Raw genomic sequence first — 16069 nt, forward strand, 5'->3', positions numbered from 1 at the left:
CCATGTCATCACGCATCTCACGACGGACCCTGCTCCGCGGTGCAGCGGCGCTGGCCGGTGCGGGAGCGGTCGCCGGCTGCTCCTCGTCGGGCGACAGCGGCGAGGGCTCGAAGGCCCAGACCACCATCACCTACTGGGACTGGTACGCCAGCCAGGCCGGCTGGGTCGACAACGAGATCAAGCTGTTCCAGCAGGCCAATCCCGGGATCGCGGTCAAGAAGACCACGCAGGTCAGCGACAAGTACGCCGACCTGGTCTCGCTCGCGTACCGCAGCAACAACCCGCCGGACATCCTGATGATCCCGAAGAGCCCGCAGCTCAGCCAGCAGGTCTCGCAGGGCTGGCTGATGCCGGTGGACAAGTGGGCGACGAAGTCCTGGCAGTCCCGCTTCCCGCAGAACAGCTTCGTCGAAGGTGTCGACGTGTTCGACGGCAAGGTCTACACCGCGCCGTTCGCGGCCCCGGCGCCGTCCCTGCAGCTGTACATCCACCACGGCGTCTTCAAGGAGGCCGGGCTGACCAACCCCGACGGCAGCGTCAAGCTACCGAAGACCTGGGACGACGTGAGCCGCGCGGCCGAGGCGATCGCGTCGAAGAGCGGCGGCAAGGTGTCGCCGTTCGGCTTCGGCAACTCGACGAACACGACCCTGGCCTGGTGGCTCGATCTGTTCGTCCGCGGGGCCGGCTCGCCGGGCGGCGCCGCCGTCGGCGGGATCGACGGGATGGACTACCGGGTCGGGCAGTGGACCTTCGGGACCGACCGCAACTACGCCGACGTGATCAACCTGCTGCTGGAGTGGAAGAACAAGAACTGGTTCTACCCGAGCTCGATGAGCATCTCCGACGAGCAGGCGCGGGCGTTCTTCGAGCGCGGCCGGTTCGGGATGACCGTCGGCGGGGTCTGGAACCAGCCGGAGTGGACCAAGCACAAGTTCACCGACTACAGCCTGGTCACGCTGCCGACGCCGGGCGGCGACCCGAAGGCGTTGTTCTACGGGCCGCCCGGCGGCCGGTTCGTCGCGGTCTCGTCGAAGTCCAAGCATGCCGACGAGGCCTGGGCCTGGTTCGACTGGCTGTACAGCGCGGACGCCGGCAAGCGCTGGGTCGAGCAGGGCCAAGGGCTCTCGGTCTACGCGCAGAACAACGACCCGAAGGCGGTCACGTTCACGCCGTTCGCGCAGTACGTCGCCATGTCGGGCGCCGCCGTGGTCGGTCCGCAACCGACGATCCGGAACCCGAAGCTGACCAAGCTCGAGCTGCCGGCGGTGAAGCCGGACATCAACGATGTGCTGGCCGGCATTTACACCGGTCAGCTCAAGGACGTCCAAGGTGCGCTCAGCGAGCTCACCGGCAAGATGAACCAGGCGCTGGGCGACGCGGTGAAGAAGGTCGGCGCCGGTGCGAGCCTGAAGGACTTCGCGTTCACCGACTGGGACCTGACCAAGCCGTACACGACGAAACCGGTCGCCTGATGGCGCTGACCGCCGTACGGGACGACGTCGCCACCGCCGGACCGCCGCCTGCGGTCCGTCGGCGGCGGCGGCGCCGTACCTATTTGTGGTCGTACGTCTACCTGGCGCCGATGATGGTGCTGCTGCTCGGCTTCGTGGTGTACCCGATCATCGCGTCGCTCGGGTACACGTTCTACAAGTGGGACGGCATCGGCGACCCGACCGACTTCGTCGGGCTGGACAACTTCCGGCAGATCGTCGACGACAGCATCTTCTGGCGGTCACTCGGCCACACCTTCGTGTACGCCGCCTTCGTCGTACCGATCCAGTTGGTGCTGGCACTCGCGCTCGCGCTGGTGCTGAACAACAAGCGGCTGCGGTTCGCCTCCTTCTACCGGACGCTGTTCTTCCTGCCGGTGGTGACGTCGGCCGCGGTGATCGGGGTCGTGATCCAGCTCCTGGTGTCGAACTTCGGCGAGTCGATCAACGACCTGCTGCTGAAGGTGCACGTGATCGACCGGCCGGTCGACTGGCTCGGGGACCCGCACTTCGCGATGGCGATCATCATCCTGGTCGGGATCTGGCACACCTTCGGCTACAACCTGGTGTACTTCCTGGCCGGGCTGCAGACGATCCCCGAGGAGCTGTACGAGGCGGCCCGGCTGGACGGCGCCGGCCGGATCGCGACGTTCCGGTACATCACCATCCCGATGTTGCGGGCGGTCGGAGTGGTGATCGTCGTCCTGGCGGTGATCGGGACCTTCCAGATCTTCGACCTGGTCCAGGTGCTGACCAGCGGCGGCCCGTACTTCTCCACCGAGGTCGTGAACACCTACATCTACCACCTGGCCTTCGGCGGCAGTAACGCCAACGCGGTCCAGCCCGACATCGGGCTCGCCTCGGCGGCGTCGTTCATCTACGGACTGCTGCTGATCGTGTTCTCCGTGGTCCAGGTCGTCGTACTGCGTTCTCTCGCGAGGCGCCGGGGGACAGGAGGCGCGCGATGACTCGGCGGCGGATGGTGACGGCGATGACGCATGTCGCCTTGCTGGTCAGTGGACTGGCCTGGCTGTACCCGTTGTTCTGGGCGCTCGGCAGTTCGCTGAAGAGTGACGACGAGTTCTTCGGCCGCGGGCTCAACCCGATGCCATCGCAGTTTCTCTGGTCGAACTACCTGGACGCCTGGCGCGAGGCGTCGTTCGGGCGCTACTTCATGAACACTTTTCTGATCACCCTCGGGACGGTGGTGGTTACTTTAGTAGTCACGTCCACCGCGGGATACGTACTTGCCCGGACACGCTTCCCGGGCCGTGGTTTCTGTCTGGGGCTGGTGTCGGCGACGCTGTTCCTGCCGCACGGCTACACCATCATCCCGGTGTTCGACCTGATGCAGCGGCTGCATCTGCTGAACAGCCTGTGGGCGGTGATCATCGTGCAGGCGTCCGGCGGGGTCGTGTTCGGCACGTTCCTGTTCATGGGCTACTTCATGGCGATCGACCGTGAGCTCGAGGACGCGGCCCAGGTCGACGGCGCGAACTTCCACCAGACGTTCGCGCGGATCATGCTGCCGCTGTCCGGCCCGATGCTGGCCACGGTCGGCCTGTTCACCGCGATCACCGCCTGGAACAGCTTCTTCATCCCGCTGGTCTTCACGCTCGGCCGGCCGGAGCTGCGCACGCTCGCGATCGGCATGTACGCGTTCATCGGCGAGAACTCGACCGAGTGGACGCTGCTGTGCGCCGGGACGGTGATCACGCTCGCTCCGATCGTCCTGCTGTTCCTGCTGCTGCAACGCTTCTTCGTCAACGGCCTGGCCGGCGCGGTCAAGCAATAGGGGGTCATCCATGTCCACACCTGTGCGGACGGCGATCGTCGGAGCCGGCCACCGCGCGCAACTGTTCACCGAAGGACTCGCCAAGCGGGACGCGTACGACGTCGTGGCGTTGTGCGACCCGAACTCGGTCCGGATGGCCTTCCACAACCGGATGCTGCTGGCAGCCGGCCGCCGTACCGCTCATCAGTGGCCGCCGGCGCGGTTCGACGAGATGCTGCGGGTCGAGCGGATCGAGTTGCTGGTGGTGACGAGCGTCGACGTGACCCACGACCGGTACATCGAGTCGGCGCTGCGGGCCGGTGTCCGGGTGATCTGCGAGAAGCCGATGACGACGGATGCGGAGAAGGCGCAGCGCATCCTCGACACCGTCCGGGAGACGGGCGGGTCGCTGTCGGTCGCGTACAACTACCGGTTCAACCCGGTGCACCGGCGGGTGCGGTCACTGTTGGCCGAGGGCGCGATCGGTGACGTGCATTCCGTGCACTTCGAGTGGCTGCTCGACGTATCGCACGGCGCGGACTACTTCCGGCGCTGGCATCGCGACAAGGCGAACTCCGGCGGCCTGATGGTCCACAAGGCCAGTCATCACTTCGACCTGGTGAACTGGTGGCTCGGCGCCGAGCCGGAGTTGGTGTACGGGCGCGGCCAGCTGGCCTTCTACGGTCCTGGTCGACGGCATGGGTACGCACGGGACTACGCACGAGCACACGGATCCGCCGAGGCGCTGGACGACCCGTTCGCTCTGCATCTGGCGGACAACGCGACCATGCGGGAGCTGTACCTGGACGCGGAGGGCGAGGACGGGTATTACCGCGACCGCAACGTGTTCGCGCCGGGCGTGACGATCGAGGACGACATGGCGTTGCTGGTGTCGTACGACACCGGCGCGACGATGACGTACCACCTGACCGCCTACTCACCGGCCGAGGGCTACCGGGTGATGTTCAACGGATCGCGCGGCCGGCTGGAGCTGGATGTCGAAGAGTCGACATTTCGGACCAGCATCACGCTTCGCCCGTTGTGGTCGCCGCCTGTCGACCACACGGTCGAGCCTGATCACACCGGCCATGGTGGCGCCGATCCGCGGGTCCTGGCCGCACTCCTCGACAACGATCCGACGCACGGTGCCGACGTCGCGGACGCGCGGCAGGCGGCCTTGGCCCTGGTCACCGGCCTGGCCGCCAACCGCTCGTTCGAAACCGGTCAGCCCGTGCGGACTGCCGACGTACTGAAGCTCTAGCCGAGGGCGGCACGCAGCGCGGCATGGGAGCCGCGGACGATCGCCTCCCGGTTGGCCTCGTACGTCGGGTCGGTGATCGCGGTCTTGTTCGCCGCGTCGAATGACAGCACCGGAACGTGCAGGTGACCAGCCGGCATCGACGGGTCCAGCAGGTCGCGCTGCAGGGTGTTGCGGTAGGCAACCTCGTTGGACAGGTAGCCGCCGCCGGCGCCCTCGGACGCGATCGAGCCGGGCGTCGGGCCTAGCGGCTGGCGGACGGGCTGAGTCTGACCGGCCGGGATCTCGAGCACGCTGGTGTTGACCCGCATCCGGAACGGCGTGACCTCGGCCTGCGCCATCCGGGCCAGCGGCAGGCTGGAGGTCAGCCACTCGGGACCCGCCGGCATGCTGGGGGAGACGACCGGTGCGCTGACCGTGCCACCGCCCCACAGGTTGTTGTTGTCACCGATCGAGCTGACCGAACGGCGCCGGCCGTTGAACACCTCCAGGTCGAAGATGCCCACCCGGCCCTGGCTCGCAGTCATGACCAGATCAGCCCGCTGTGGACCTGGGCGGTAGTGCGGGGCGAGAGCGTTCTCGACCATGTTCTCGTCGAAGTCGGTGTACCGGACCGGGAAGACGACGGTCTGGATCTCGTACGTCTTGCCGTTCACCACCCAGCGCTGACCGTCCAGGGTCAAGGCGTTGGCGCCGGACGGGTTGCCGATCCGGATGTCCGCATCGAGCGTGAACGGGTCGAAGCCGGTCACCAGGATCTTCTGCACGCCGGGTGCGAACCGGGTGCCGGTGATGCCGCGGGAGCTGTACTCGAGTGACCGGATCAGGCCGGCGCGGTCCGCCGTACCGATAGTGAAGTCCGGTTGCCACTGCCGCAGGGCGAGGGCCATCGAGATGCGAGCCCAGTAGAGGCCGCGGTCGTCGGTGGCGGGCAGTGCGTCGGGCTGCGTCTGCGGGTGTTGTGCGCGATGGGTCGCCGTACGCCAGAGGGCCTCGCCTTGGGTGCGGACGAGGACGGCGGCAGCGTGCTTGTTGGGAGCCGAGCACAGCAGGCGGGTGAACAGGGCGACGTGCCGGTCGAAGCCGGAGCGGCGGAGGATCTCGGCCGGCACCGACGGGCCGCCGGCGACCCCGTTGTCCAGGCGCTGCTCCTCGACGGTGCCTTTGACGGCGGTGTCGAGACAGCCGGTGGTGGGTGCGGCGTGGACGGTCGGTGCACCCGACAGGGCAGTGGTCAGGGCGATGGCGCCGATGAGCAGGGAGCGTGAGAACGAGCTGGGGCGGAGTCTCATAAGGGCTGTCTATCAGATCTCTCCCGGAACCCGATCAGATTACTGACCACCCCGGGTATTGCAGACAGTATGCAAGGGGTTACCTTCAGAAGGCGGCGATCGCCCACGCCGCCCTCATCAAGGAGCACATCGTTGAGCATCACATCTCGCCGCGGCCAGGCGGCGGCGCCCAATACTGCGGCTTTCACTTCGCGGCGCCGGTTCCTGACCACCGCCCTGCAGACTACTCTCGTCGCCGGAGCCGGCGGCGGTACGACGCCCTCGTCGGTCGCCTCGTCCGCCGGACACACGCTGGCCGGCACCTACCCGCCCTCCGCGCCGCCGGTTGCTGACGGCAACCAGGCGCTGCAGCGCCTGCAGGAAGGCAACGCCCGGTTCGTCGCCGACCGCGAGGAGAACCTGGACGAGGGCATCGCGCGCCGCGTTGCCGTCAGCAAGGGTCAGACCCCGTTCGCCACCGTGCTCGGCTGTGTGGACTCGCGGGTGCCGATCGAGCTCGTCTTCGACCAGGGGCTCGGTGACCTGGTCGTCGTCCGGAGTGCCGGCGAAGCGCTCGACCACTCGGTGACCGGCAGCCTGGAGTTCGGCGTCGCCGAGTTGCACACACCGCTGCTGATGGTGCTCGGCCACCAGCGGTGCGGCGCGCTCACCGCGACGATGAAGGCGGTCGACGCAGGCCGGCGCACCGCCGAGGCGGGCGAGATGGACTACCTCGTCGACACCCTCGCCCCGGCCGTCCGGCAGGTCGCCGGCAAACCCGGCGACCGCCTCACCAACGCCATCCACGCGAACGTCGACCTCGTGCTCGCCACGCTCCGCCAGTCACCCGTCATCGGTCCGCTGGAGAAGTCCGGCAAGCTCAAACTGGTCGGCGCCTACTACGAGCTCGACACCGGCAAGGTCATGCTCCACCAGTGACGCAGAGCTGGCTGCGGAGGGTCTCTCCGGCCCACTGCAGCCAGCGCTCGTGGGACCAGGCGCGGTCGCGGGTGAACAGCAGGTAGAGCTCGGGGCTGAGGATGGCGTAGAGGATGTCTGCCGTGTTCTCAGCGGTGAGGTCCTCGCGTGCGCCTGGTTTGGTGACCAACGCGTCTGCGGCTGCGCGCTGGACGACGTACCGCAGGTCCTCGTCCTGCGGCCACAGCGCGGCGACCTCGGGGTCGTTCGCTACAGCGGCCTCCAGGACGCGCATGATCGGTGAGACCCGCTGCAGCACGGCGCTCGAGCCGGGGACGTACGCCGACAGCATCTCTCCGGCCGTCGCCGCTTTGACGGCGTCGGTGAACCACGGGCGATCCATCGTCGCGATCGGCTCGGAGTCCCCGGCGATGGTCACGTCGACGAGCTCCTTGAGCAGGGCCCGCTTGTTGCCGAAGACGAAGTAGATCGTCTGTACGGCGACCCCGGCCCGGTCGGCCACGTCCTGCAGGTTGGTCGCGCCGTACCCGTCCTCGACGAACAGCTCGGTGGCTGCCTGGATGATCCGCCGCCGGGTCTCGGCCGCCTTCTCCGCCCGCCGGTTGGGCCGCTTGACAACAGTCATAACTAGAGTCTATCTCTAGATTCGTTCGCTATAAGTCAACTCTAGAGAAAGGCACTAGTTATGTCGCTCATCGCAGTCACCCGATTCGAAGCTGTCGACACCGTCGAGGCGACCGAAGTACGGGATCGCCACACCGCCCTGGTCGAGGCCGTGCGCACTGCCACGCCGGGTCTGACCGAGGCGCGCCTCGGCCGGCTGCCCGATGGCCAGTGGGTCGGCGTCTGGCGCTGGGACTCGATGGACACGCTCAAGTCCGTGCGTGAGCTCGCCCCGAACCTCCCCGAGGTGAAGGCAGCCTTCGCCCTGGTCCGCGAGGGCACCTCCGCGGTCGAGGAGATCGAGGTGGTCGACGAGCTCTGAGGTCTACGAGGTCAGCGGTAGCTCGGTGACGCGCAGGGTTGTGCAGCCGTAGGGGATGAGCGTGAGGTCCTGCGCGTCGCCGGTGGTGGCGGGCCTGGGCGCGGGTGCGGCGGCTGCGCCGTGCTCCAGCGTCCAATAGGGGACTTGGCGGCCCTGCGCGCGGAGCTGAATCGGGGACTTCACGAAGGGGTGCCCGGTCAGCGGCCGGCGGTCGACCTCGATCGTGGCCGGGTCGATGGCGTAGTTCCACGGGCCGGCCGGGTGGATCTCCCAGGTCGCGTGCGGGTCGTCGCCGCCGATGCGGTGCCTGGTCTCGGGGATCGGAAGGGCGAAGACCAGTGGACCGCGTTCGAAGGTGCTGGCCGTCCGCGAGACCGTCTGCACCGCGGCCGGGAGATGCAGTCGAACGACGTGCGGTCCGCCGGACCAGTCGCGTCGTACCTGGTGAATGGTGCCGGCGGCAACCGGCTTGCCGTCGACGGTGGCGTCGGTGGTCCAGGCGGGGACACGGAGATCGAGCGGTACGACGCCGGAGCCGCTGACCGTGATCGTGACGTCGTCCTCGAACGGGTACGACGTGGCGACGTCGACGGACAGGTCGCCGTACGAGAAGGAGCACGGGGCGTAGGACAGGGCGGTGAGGGCGCCGTCGGGCGAGTGCATCCAGAGGTGGGTGGTGAAGCGGTGCCAGCCCTGGTGTCGGTTGGCCGTGCAGCAGCCGAAGTGGGGCGCGAGGCCGAAGACGTTCGCGTCGGGGCCGTTGTTGGTGTAGATGCGGTCCTCGGTGACGTGGCAGATCACCTGGTTGGCCTGCTGTACGTACTGGTGCGTCCACTCGTCGGCCGATGCACTCGCGGGCAGCGCGTTGAAGGCGAGCCGCTCCATCCGGTCGGCGAGTGGCTCGACGGCGCCGTAGGACTCGAGGGCGACCTCGAGCGACGCCAGGTGCTCGACGACCGTGCAGTTCTCGGTGCCCTGGCTGGGGTGGCGACCGGCCAGGTGCTCGTCGCAGCTGAACAAGCCGCTCGCTTGCCCGTGGTGCTCGTCCAACGCCGCGACGAGCCGGAGGAGGCGGGCCTGCTGATCCTCGGCGGAATCGTGCCGCGACCAGACCGGCATCGCCTTGAGCCCCATCGCGACGTTCACACCATGCGAGGACAGGTGGACGTCGTTCATCCAGAGGCCGTCGTGCTCGTCCTTCGCGGCCTGCAAGGTTGCGTCCGGCACCTTCCCGCGGAACGGGAGGTCGTCGGCGTACCCAAACCAGTCGAACCCCTGCTCCTGGCACTTCGCCGCCAGCGGCAGCAGCCAGTCCTCGCGGGTCAGATCGTGGAGCTGGTTGATCACCCAGACCACGTCGGTCCACCGCGACCGCGCCCACTCCTGCAGCGGCCACTCGTCAAGCAGTACGTCGAGCAGCCGGAGGAACCGCAGTGCGGCCGGTACCACCCGCTCGTCGCCGGTCGCGTCATAGTGCTGCAGCAGCGCCTTCAGCACGATGATCCGCGGCCAGACGTCATGGTCGGCGTACGTCGATTCGCCCGAGCGCGGCCCGAACCAGCCGTCCGGGTGCTGATGGTCGAGGATGTAGTCGACCCAGCGCTGTACCTTCGCCTGCAGCCGCTCGTCGTCGAGCAGGTAGGCGATGCCGGTGATGCCGTCGAGCCAGTACGGTCCGCGCTCCCAGCCCTCGGCGTCACCGCCGATCCAGCCGCTGCGTGCGATGTCGGGCCAGAACTCGTCCAGGTGACCGGCCATCCCGTCGGCCTGCAGACGCAGCCGCTCCAGCAACCATCCGGTGGGCCGGACAGTTGCCAGCGGCAAGGGGCGGAGGGCGGCGGGAGCGAGCGTGAACTGAGGGTGGCCGGAACCCGGCACGGAAGCAGCTCCTAAGTGTCAGTCGACCTGGGTGAGGCGGCCGGTGTCCACGTCGTACATGAACCCTCCGACCAGGATGTCGTCGCCGATCAGCGGGTGGTCGCGCACGGCGGTGACGTCGTGGCGGAGCGCCTCGAGCTGGTCGGGGATGACGTGGATCGGCAGGTAGCCGGCCGGCTTGCCGGCGGCGGCCTCGACCTTGGCGCGCAGGTCGTCCTCGGACATCGCGGCCATCGCGCAGCGGGTGTGCGGGATGACCATGATCCGGCGGACGCCGAGCAGCTGGACGCCGAGCACCAGCCCGGTCATCGTCACCTCGGTGACCCGGCCGCCGGCGCTGCGCAGCACCTTCGCGTCTCCCGGCTTCAGCCCGAGCATCTCCAGCGGCGGGATCCGCGAGTCCATGCAGGTGACGACGCAGACGCCGGCGTGCGCGATCCCGTCGAACCCGCCGTAGTGGAAGTCGGCGGCGTAGTCGGCGTTGGCGGCCAGCAGGTCCTCGAATCCGCTGCTCATCGGACGTCACCCGGCACTGGGGTTTCGGCACGCAGGATCGACATGGCGAACGGCTCCTTTCCGCAGGACTCCGGACGAGGTGGATCGGCCGGTGCGCTGGTGACCGGCACATTCCAGGACCGGCCGTTGCGATGCACCACGGTCACGGTTCCCAGGTCTTCGCCCGCCACACTGAGGGCATCCAGCGCAAGCTCACCGGTGAGCTCACGTACGGCGATCTCCGCCGCCTGGCCGTGTTTCGACCAGGTCGACCGCCCGCGTAGGCCGGTCAGCACAGTCTCCCCGCGACGCGCGGCCTCGAGTACGCCGACGGCGGTGTCGGCAGTCAGGTGGCCGTGCATCGTGCCGAAGGGGAGCACAGTCGCAGTCGGCGCGAACCGGTGTCCGCCGAGGTGGTTCGCCTCCCAGACCCGGCCCGGCGCGACCGCGGCGACCGCGTTGACCAAGGGCCGGCCAAGCAGCGCGCAGCACTCGTCGCGCTTGCCGTTGGTACAGACCAGCATCACCGGCTCGTCGACCACGCTCAGCGTGGGCAGCGAGTCGATCACGGCATCCTGATCGCCTCGGCCGATCGCGTCGAGGTCGAGCTCGTCCAGCTGCACCGGGTCGGCGACAGCTCCACCGAGCAGCCAAGTCCGGCCGGGACGAGTCGAGGCGACGTACACCTGGTGTGACCGTTCGACCGCGTCCGGATGGCGGCCGGGGGAGCGGATCAGCCCGAACCGCACGTCCGCCTTCTTGCACGCCTCGTCGATCGCACGACCGAACTCCGGGTCGAGATGGCTCTGCGTCGGCGCCTTCGCACCCCACGGCCCAGGCTGCTCGACGACCACCCAGCCGCTGGCGACAACCGCCGTACCGGGCATCGGCTCACGCAACTCCCGACAGAAAGTCGAACACAGGCCAGGCCGGCCAGCTGCGTCGAGTCGTGCGGTCACGGAATCACCGTACGGCAGCCGGGACCAGGTTCCGGCACGGTGACCATCATCTGTGCACAACGCCACGTCGGCCGAGGAGGAGGACGGCCAGGACGGCGGCCAGGAAGGCGGAGACGGCGGCGCCGGCGAAGATTGCGTGAACTTGTGAAACGGCTGCGTCGCGGAGGGCGTCGACGAACGGGCGGCAGGAGCCGGGGGCGGTCGGGCACAGTTCGTTGGGCGACGGGATGTCGTCGACGATGGCGAAGTAGCGGCGTAGACCGATTGCCGTGAGGGCGGAGACGCCGACGAGCATGCCGACCATCCGGGCGACCACGACGAGCGCGCTGACCAGGCCGTGGCTGTCCGGGGGAGTGGCACCGAGCACGGCCGTGTTGACCGGCGACAACGCCAGCCCGAAGCCGAACCCGCACAGCAGCAGTACGACGGTCGCCGGCCAGTGATCGAGTGCGTCGCGACTCCAGAACGCCATCGCCACGAACATCGCCCCGGCCAGCGCGAGCCCGGCACCGGTGATCACGCCGAGCCCGTAGCGCCGCGTCAGCCAGCCGCCGACCACCGCACCGACCGGCAACGCGATCAGGAATCGCAGCAACACCAACGCGGCCGCCAACTGCCCGCCGCCCTGGGTGGTGCGCGCAAAGACGGGTACGTCGACCAGCGCCGCGATCAGCGCACATCCGACGAGGAAACTGACCACCAGCGAACCCCACGCAGGCGAGGCACCGAGCAAACCACGAGGCACGATCGCCCGCGGCGTACGGCGTTGCCAGACCGCGAACGCCACCGCGAACACCGCAGCTCCCACCAGCAGCCACGGTCCCGCAGGCGACATCAGCTCCCGCTCGGGATCAGCGGTCGCAAACGCGAGCACGACACCGGCCAGCGCGAGCGCAAGCAGCAGCGCGCCCACGAGGTCGACCTGCTCGAGCGTTGCCCGCACACGGGCCTTGCGGAGCAGCAGGGCAATCCAGAGGAGCAGCAGGGCGAGTGTGACCACGCCGATCGGCGTGAGCAGGCGCGAGTCACCGGAGAACGGGACGAACGGGATGCCGAGCGTCACACCGGTCGCCAACCGGTCCGGCGCAGTCAAGCTGAGACCGAGTGCCACACAGGCGAGGAAGCCGACCGCAGCCGAGAGCGGTGGTGCCTTGAACCCGCGCAGCAGCAGCGCGAGGACCACAGCCACAAGGAGGTTGAGCCAGAAGATGTAGCGCCAGTCGGCCACCGCGAGCACGAGCGCGCCGAGCAGCGGGCCGAGCACCGACCCGATCTCCTGTACGGCGCTCACCACGCCGAGCGGGAGGCCTCGGCGGTCGGCAGGCCACAGGTCTGCGACCAGTGCGAGGGTGGCCGGGACGAGGCCGCCACCGCCGACACCTTGCAGGAAGCGGCCGGTCACTATCAACGACAGGTCGTACGCCCCGGCGGTGATGAGCGACCCGACCGCGAAGAGCAGCAGTGCGCCGATCAGTACCGGGGTGCGGCCGATGACGTCGGCGATCCGGCCGATCAGCGGCAGGACGGCGATGTAGCCGAGCAGGAACCCGGAGATGATCGGCGCCGCCCGCTGGAGCTCGTCCGCGGACAACCCGACGCCCGCCATCATGTCCGGCAACGCCAGGACGACGACGTAGGTGTCGGCAGCTGCGAAGGCTACCGCGATCGACGCAAGGGTGAGCCGGACCCTGGGGGTGCTCACGGCTTGGTGATCTCGACCTGCTCGCCGTACTTGTCCAGGGTCACGTCATAGCTGCTGGTGGCGCCGTCGTAGAACGGTCCGGTGATCGTTGCCGACACCAACTGCTTGGTGTCCTTGTCGATCTTGAAGGTGCTCGGGAAGTCCTGGTCGGCCGGCGCCTTCGGGAAGATCCCCGGCAGCGCTGAACCCGGCACCGTGCCGGTGACCTCGGTCAGCACCTTGGCGCCCTCCCGGGTCTCGCCTTTGATCTTCGGGTCCTTCACCTTCGGCAGCAAAGAGGTCAGGCCCTTGTCCGGGTCCAGCAGGATTGCCGGGTCCGGCGCGCCGAGCGCGACCAGCTGCGACTGCGGCAGCTCGGTGAAGCCGGTCGTGAACGGCAGCTTCGCGTAGACCTTGCTGCCGACCGCGACCACCTCGGCGTCGATCGGCGCGCCCGCCGTACGAACGGTCAGTTTGCCCTTGAACGCCGGGGCGTGTGTCGCCACACCGTCACCGGTGACCAGGGTCTGCGCGTTCTCCGGTAGGTCGCGGCCGGTCAGCACGATGTGCACGCTGGCCGCCTCGTCGATCGTCTTCTTGGCATCCGTGAGCAGCGCGACCGGATCGTCGCCGGGCTGGGTGGTGCCGCCGTCGGCGTCCTTCTTGTCGTCGCTGCAGCCCGCCAGCGCCAGCACCAGCACCGCGCCCAGCGCGAGCAGTCTCTTCATGGCGTCAGCCTGCCACGTAACTGGCGCTGTCGGCGGCGCAGGCAGCGATAGGTTGCGCAACCGGTACGCCGGAGCCGTCCCGTCGGGGGTCGATCGGCGGCAGGTCCACCGGGGCGCCGCTGTTCGCGCTCGCCCGGACCGGCGCAGCACCGATGAAGCCGAGCAGCAGCCCGTCCTCACCCTTGAGCAGCCGCTGGCAGCGCACACCGCCGGTGCCGCGGCCCTTGCCCGGGTATTCGCTGAACGGTGTGACTTTCACTGCGCCGACCTCGGTCCCCGGCAGCGCCGACGACGAGCCCGCGATCGTGACGACGTGCGCCTCGCGCCCGGACTCGACGGCGCCGAAGAAGACCACCTTCGCGTCCTTGCCGAGCCGGACACCGGCCATACCGCCCGCGGTCCGGCCCTGCGGACGCACCGCGGACGCCGGGAAGTGCAGCAGTTGCGCGTCGGAGGTGATGAAGCAGAGCTCCTCCTCGCCGGTCGTCAGCTCGATCGCGCCGACGACCTCGTCGCCGTCGTTCAGCCGGACGATCTCCCACGCGTCCCGGTTGCTCAGGTGGTCGGGCACGACCCGCTTGACCACGCCAGCCGCCGTCCCCAGCGCGACACCGATCGAGTCGGGATCCATCGTGGTCAGCGCAAGCGCCTTCTCACCGGGCTCCAGCGACACGAACTCCGCCACCGGCGCGCCACCCTGCAGGTTCGGCGCGTTCGCCGTCGTCGGTACGGCGGGCAGGTCGAGCGACTCGAGCCGGATCAGCCGGCCGGCGCTGGTGACCAGGCCGTACTGGCCGCGGGCGGTGCTCTTCACCGCGGACACGATCGCGTCGTGCTTGGCCCGGGCGTCGCCGGTGCCGAACGGCTCCACGCCGTTCGTACGGGCGAGCAGGCCGGTCGAGCTCATCAGCACCCAGCACGGGTCGTCGCTGACCTCGAGCGGCACGGCCGCGGTCTTGGTCGCGCCGGACGACTCCAGCAGCACGGTCCGGCGCGGCGTGCCGTAGGTCTTCGCGACCTCGGCCAGCTCGTCGGAGACCGTCTTGCGGAGCAGGTTCTCGTCCTCGAGGATCGCGGTCAGCCGCTCGATCTCGCGCTCCAGCTCGCCCTTCTCGGTCTCCAGCTCGAGCTTGGAGAACTTCGTCAGCCGGCGCAGCGGCATGTCCAGGATGTAGTTGGCCTGCACCTCGGACAGGTCGTAGATCTCCATCAGCCGGCCGCGGGCCTGGGCGGCGTCGTCGCTGTTGCGGATGATCTGGATGACCTCGTCGATGTCCAGGATCGCGATCAGCAGGCCGTCGACGATGTGCAGCCGGTCCTGGGCCTTCTTCCGGCGGAACTCGCTGCGCCGGCGGACCACGTCGTACCGGTGGCCGAGGTAGACCTCGAGCAGGTCCTTCAGGCCGAGGGTGCGCGGCTGGCCGTCGACCAGGCACACGTTGTTGACGTGGAACGCGTCCTCGAGCGGGGTCAGCTTGTACAGCTGCTCCAGCAGCGCCTCGGGGACGAAGCCGTTCTTGACCTCGATCACCAGCTGGGTGCCGTGGGTCCGGTCGGTCAGGTCCTTGACGTCGGCGATGCCCTGCAGCTTCTTCGACTGGACCAGGGTCTTGATCTTCTCGATCACCTTCTCCGGGCCGACCGAGTACGGCAGCTCGGTGACCACGATGCCCTTGCGGCGCGGGGTGACGTTCTCGATCCGGGCGGTGGCGCGCATCTTGAAGCTGCCGCGGCCGGTGGCGTAGGCGCCTTTGATGCCCTCCAGGCCGACGATCTTGCCGCCGGTCGGCAGATCCGGCCCGGGGACGAACCGCATCAGGTCGTCCAGGTCGGCGTTCGGGGTCTTGATCAGGTGCCGCAGTGCCTGGATCACCTCGACCAGGTTGTGCGGCGCCATGTTGGTCGCCATCCCGACCGCGATCCCGGCGGCGCCGTTGACCAGCAGGTTCGGGAACGCGGCCGGCAGCACCGCCGGCTCCTCCTCCTGGCCGTCGTAGTTCGGCCGGAAGTCGACGACGTTCTCGTCCAGGCCGTTGGTCATCGCCAGCGCGGACGGCGCCATCCGGCACTCGGTGTACCGCATCGCGGCCGGGCCGTCGTCGAGCGAGCCGAAGTTCCCGTGGCCGTCGATCAGCGGGACCCGCATCGACCACGGCTGCGCGGTCCGGACCAGGGCGTCGTAGATCGCGCCGTCGCCGTGCGGGTGGTACTTACCCATCACCTCACCGACGACGCGGGCCGACTTCACGTGGCCGCGGTCGGGGCGGATGTTGTTCTCCGCCATCGAGAACAGGATCCGCCGCTGGACCGGTTTCAGCCCGTCCCGCGCGTCCGGCAGCGCCCGGGAGTAGATCACCGAGTAGGCGTACTCCAGGTAGCTGGTGCGCATCTCGTCGGAGACGTCGACGTCGAGGATGCGCTCCTCGAAGTCCTCGGGCTCGGCGGTGGTGCTGCTACGGCGTGCCATGCGGTGTACGAACTCCTCGATCAAGCCGGTACGGCGCCGCGACGGTCCGGCGCCGTGCCCATTGTCCCTGGTGAACTCCCATTTGCTGTGCACATTGCCACGCCTCCGGCGCGGCGCGTCGTGGGGCCTGGTTCCCGTCCTTCC

The 16069-nt window shown here is 68.8% G+C and carries 14 protein-coding genes; 6 read left to right on the plus strand and 8 right to left on the minus strand.

Annotated elements, in window-relative coordinates; translation table 11 throughout:
• Positions 1–2 precede the first annotated feature (2 nt).
• Genes ACIBGM_RS26455 through ACIBGM_RS26470 form a run of 4 tightly spaced genes read left to right on the plus strand, consistent with a single transcriptional unit; the run spans position 3 to position 4525 of the window.
• Positions 3–1472 carry an ABC transporter substrate-binding protein gene (locus ACIBGM_RS26455; RefSeq protein WP_396387017.1) on the plus strand — a complete coding sequence of 490 codons (1470 nt, stop codon included), beginning with the start codon at positions 3–5 and terminating at the stop codon, positions 1470–1472.
• Positions 1472–2458 carry a carbohydrate ABC transporter permease gene (locus ACIBGM_RS26460; protein WP_396387018.1) on the plus strand — a complete coding sequence of 329 codons (987 nt, stop codon included), beginning with the start codon at positions 1472–1474 and terminating at the stop codon, positions 2456–2458. The genes ACIBGM_RS26455 and ACIBGM_RS26460 overlap by 1 nt, the downstream gene beginning before the upstream one ends.
• Positions 2455–3285, plus strand: a complete 831-nt coding sequence (locus tag ACIBGM_RS26465; protein ID WP_360536357.1) for a carbohydrate ABC transporter permease — start codon at positions 2455–2457, stop codon at positions 3283–3285. Before ACIBGM_RS26460 ends, ACIBGM_RS26465 begins: the two co-directional genes overlap by 4 nt.
• A 10-nt stretch (positions 3286–3295) precedes the next feature.
• Positions 3296–4525: a Gfo/Idh/MocA family oxidoreductase gene (locus ACIBGM_RS26470; RefSeq protein WP_360536358.1), complete on the plus strand. Its 1230-nt coding sequence runs from the start codon at positions 3296–3298 to the stop codon at positions 4523–4525.
• On the opposite strand, the gene ACIBGM_RS26475 is transcribed toward ACIBGM_RS26470, so the two are convergent.
• Positions 4522–5814, minus strand: a complete 1293-nt coding sequence (locus tag ACIBGM_RS26475) for a hypothetical protein (RefSeq protein ID WP_396387019.1) — start codon at positions 5812–5814, stop codon at positions 4522–4524. The genes ACIBGM_RS26470 and ACIBGM_RS26475 overlap by 4 nt on opposite strands.
• Positions 5815–5946: 132 nt before the next feature.
• Between ACIBGM_RS26475 and ACIBGM_RS26480 the strand changes: the two genes are divergently transcribed.
• Positions 5947–6732, plus strand: coding sequence for a carbonic anhydrase (locus ACIBGM_RS26480; protein WP_396387020.1), 786 nt, complete (start codon positions 5947–5949; stop codon positions 6730–6732).
• Here ACIBGM_RS26480 and ACIBGM_RS26485 read toward each other — a convergent pair.
• On the minus strand, positions 6716–7357 hold the full coding sequence (locus ACIBGM_RS26485; protein ID WP_360536426.1) for a helix-turn-helix domain-containing protein: 642 nt from the start codon (positions 7355–7357) through the stop codon (positions 6716–6718). The genes ACIBGM_RS26480 and ACIBGM_RS26485 overlap by 17 nt on opposite strands.
• Positions 7358–7417: 60 nt before the next feature.
• Between ACIBGM_RS26485 and ACIBGM_RS26490 the strand changes: the two genes are divergently transcribed.
• Positions 7418–7717, plus strand: a complete 300-nt coding sequence (locus ACIBGM_RS26490) for a hypothetical protein (RefSeq protein WP_360536424.1) — start codon at positions 7418–7420, stop codon at positions 7715–7717.
• A gap of 3 nt (positions 7718–7720) precedes the next feature.
• Here the strand turns inward: ACIBGM_RS26490 and ACIBGM_RS26495 are convergent, their stop codons facing one another.
• The 6 genes from ACIBGM_RS26495 to ACIBGM_RS26520 form a co-directional block, all read right to left on the minus strand.
• Complete coding sequence (locus ACIBGM_RS26495) at positions 7721–9595, minus strand: beta-L-arabinofuranosidase domain-containing protein (RefSeq protein ID WP_360536422.1); 1875 nt, start codon at positions 9593–9595, stop codon at positions 7721–7723.
• Positions 9596–9613: 18 nt separating this feature from the next.
• Positions 9614–10111 (minus strand): carbonic anhydrase, encoded by a 498-nt coding sequence (locus ACIBGM_RS26500; RefSeq protein ID WP_360536420.1) that lies wholly within the window; start codon positions 10109–10111, stop codon positions 9614–9616.
• The gene (locus ACIBGM_RS26505) at positions 10108–10989 is read right to left on the minus strand and encodes a sucrase ferredoxin (protein WP_396387021.1); all 882 of its coding nucleotides are present in this window, start codon (positions 10987–10989) and stop codon (positions 10108–10110) included. The genes ACIBGM_RS26500 and ACIBGM_RS26505 overlap by 4 nt, the downstream gene beginning before the upstream one ends.
• 106 nt (positions 10990–11095) lie before the next feature.
• Entirely contained in the window at positions 11096–12751 is a 1656-nt protein-coding gene (locus ACIBGM_RS26510) for an MFS transporter (protein WP_396387022.1), read from the minus strand.
• Positions 12748–13458, minus strand: a complete 711-nt coding sequence (locus ACIBGM_RS26515) for an LppX_LprAFG lipoprotein (protein WP_396387023.1) — start codon at positions 13456–13458, stop codon at positions 12748–12750. The genes ACIBGM_RS26510 and ACIBGM_RS26515 overlap by 4 nt, the downstream gene beginning before the upstream one ends.
• A 4-nt stretch (positions 13459–13462) precedes the next feature.
• Positions 13463–15925: a DNA topoisomerase (ATP-hydrolyzing) subunit A gene (locus ACIBGM_RS26520; RefSeq protein WP_396387024.1), complete on the minus strand. Its 2463-nt coding sequence runs from the start codon at positions 15923–15925 to the stop codon at positions 13463–13465.
• Between the last annotated feature and the right edge of the window lie 144 nt (positions 15926–16069).

This window comes from Kribbella sp. NPDC050470, assembly GCF_044458365.1.
Lineage (GTDB): Bacteria > Actinomycetota > Actinomycetes > Propionibacteriales > Kribbellaceae > Kribbella.

What these genes read in the sequence shown, in the direction of transcription:
- ACIBGM_RS26475 (WP_396387019.1), bottom strand. Translation starts at nt 5,814, where the DNA reads ATGAGACTCCGCCCCAGCTCGTTCTCACGCTCCCTGCTCATCGGCGCC.
- ACIBGM_RS26520 (WP_396387024.1), bottom strand. Translation starts at nt 15,925, where the DNA reads ATGGCACGCCGTAGCAGCACCACCGCCGAGCCCGAGGACTTCGAGGAG.
- ACIBGM_RS26465 (WP_360536357.1), top strand. Translation starts at nt 2,455, where the DNA reads ATGACTCGGCGGCGGATGGTGACGGCGATGACGCATGTCGCCTTGCTG.
- ACIBGM_RS26485 (WP_360536426.1), bottom strand. Translation starts at nt 7,357, where the DNA reads ATGACTGTTGTCAAGCGGCCCAACCGGCGGGCGGAGAAGGCGGCCGAG.
- ACIBGM_RS26490 (WP_360536424.1), top strand. Translation starts at nt 7,418, where the DNA reads ATGTCGCTCATCGCAGTCACCCGATTCGAAGCTGTCGACACCGTCGAG.
- ACIBGM_RS26500 (WP_360536420.1), bottom strand. Translation starts at nt 10,111, where the DNA reads ATGAGCAGCGGATTCGAGGACCTGCTGGCCGCCAACGCCGACTACGCC.
- ACIBGM_RS26460 (WP_396387018.1), top strand. Translation starts at nt 1,472, where the DNA reads ATGGCGCTGACCGCCGTACGGGACGACGTCGCCACCGCCGGACCGCCG.
- ACIBGM_RS26470 (WP_360536358.1), top strand. Translation starts at nt 3,296, where the DNA reads ATGTCCACACCTGTGCGGACGGCGATCGTCGGAGCCGGCCACCGCGCG.
- ACIBGM_RS26515 (WP_396387023.1), bottom strand. Translation starts at nt 13,458, where the DNA reads ATGAAGAGACTGCTCGCGCTGGGCGCGGTGCTGGTGCTGGCGCTGGCG.
- ACIBGM_RS26455 (WP_396387017.1), top strand. Translation starts at nt 3, where the DNA reads ATGTCATCACGCATCTCACGACGGACCCTGCTCCGCGGTGCAGCGGCG.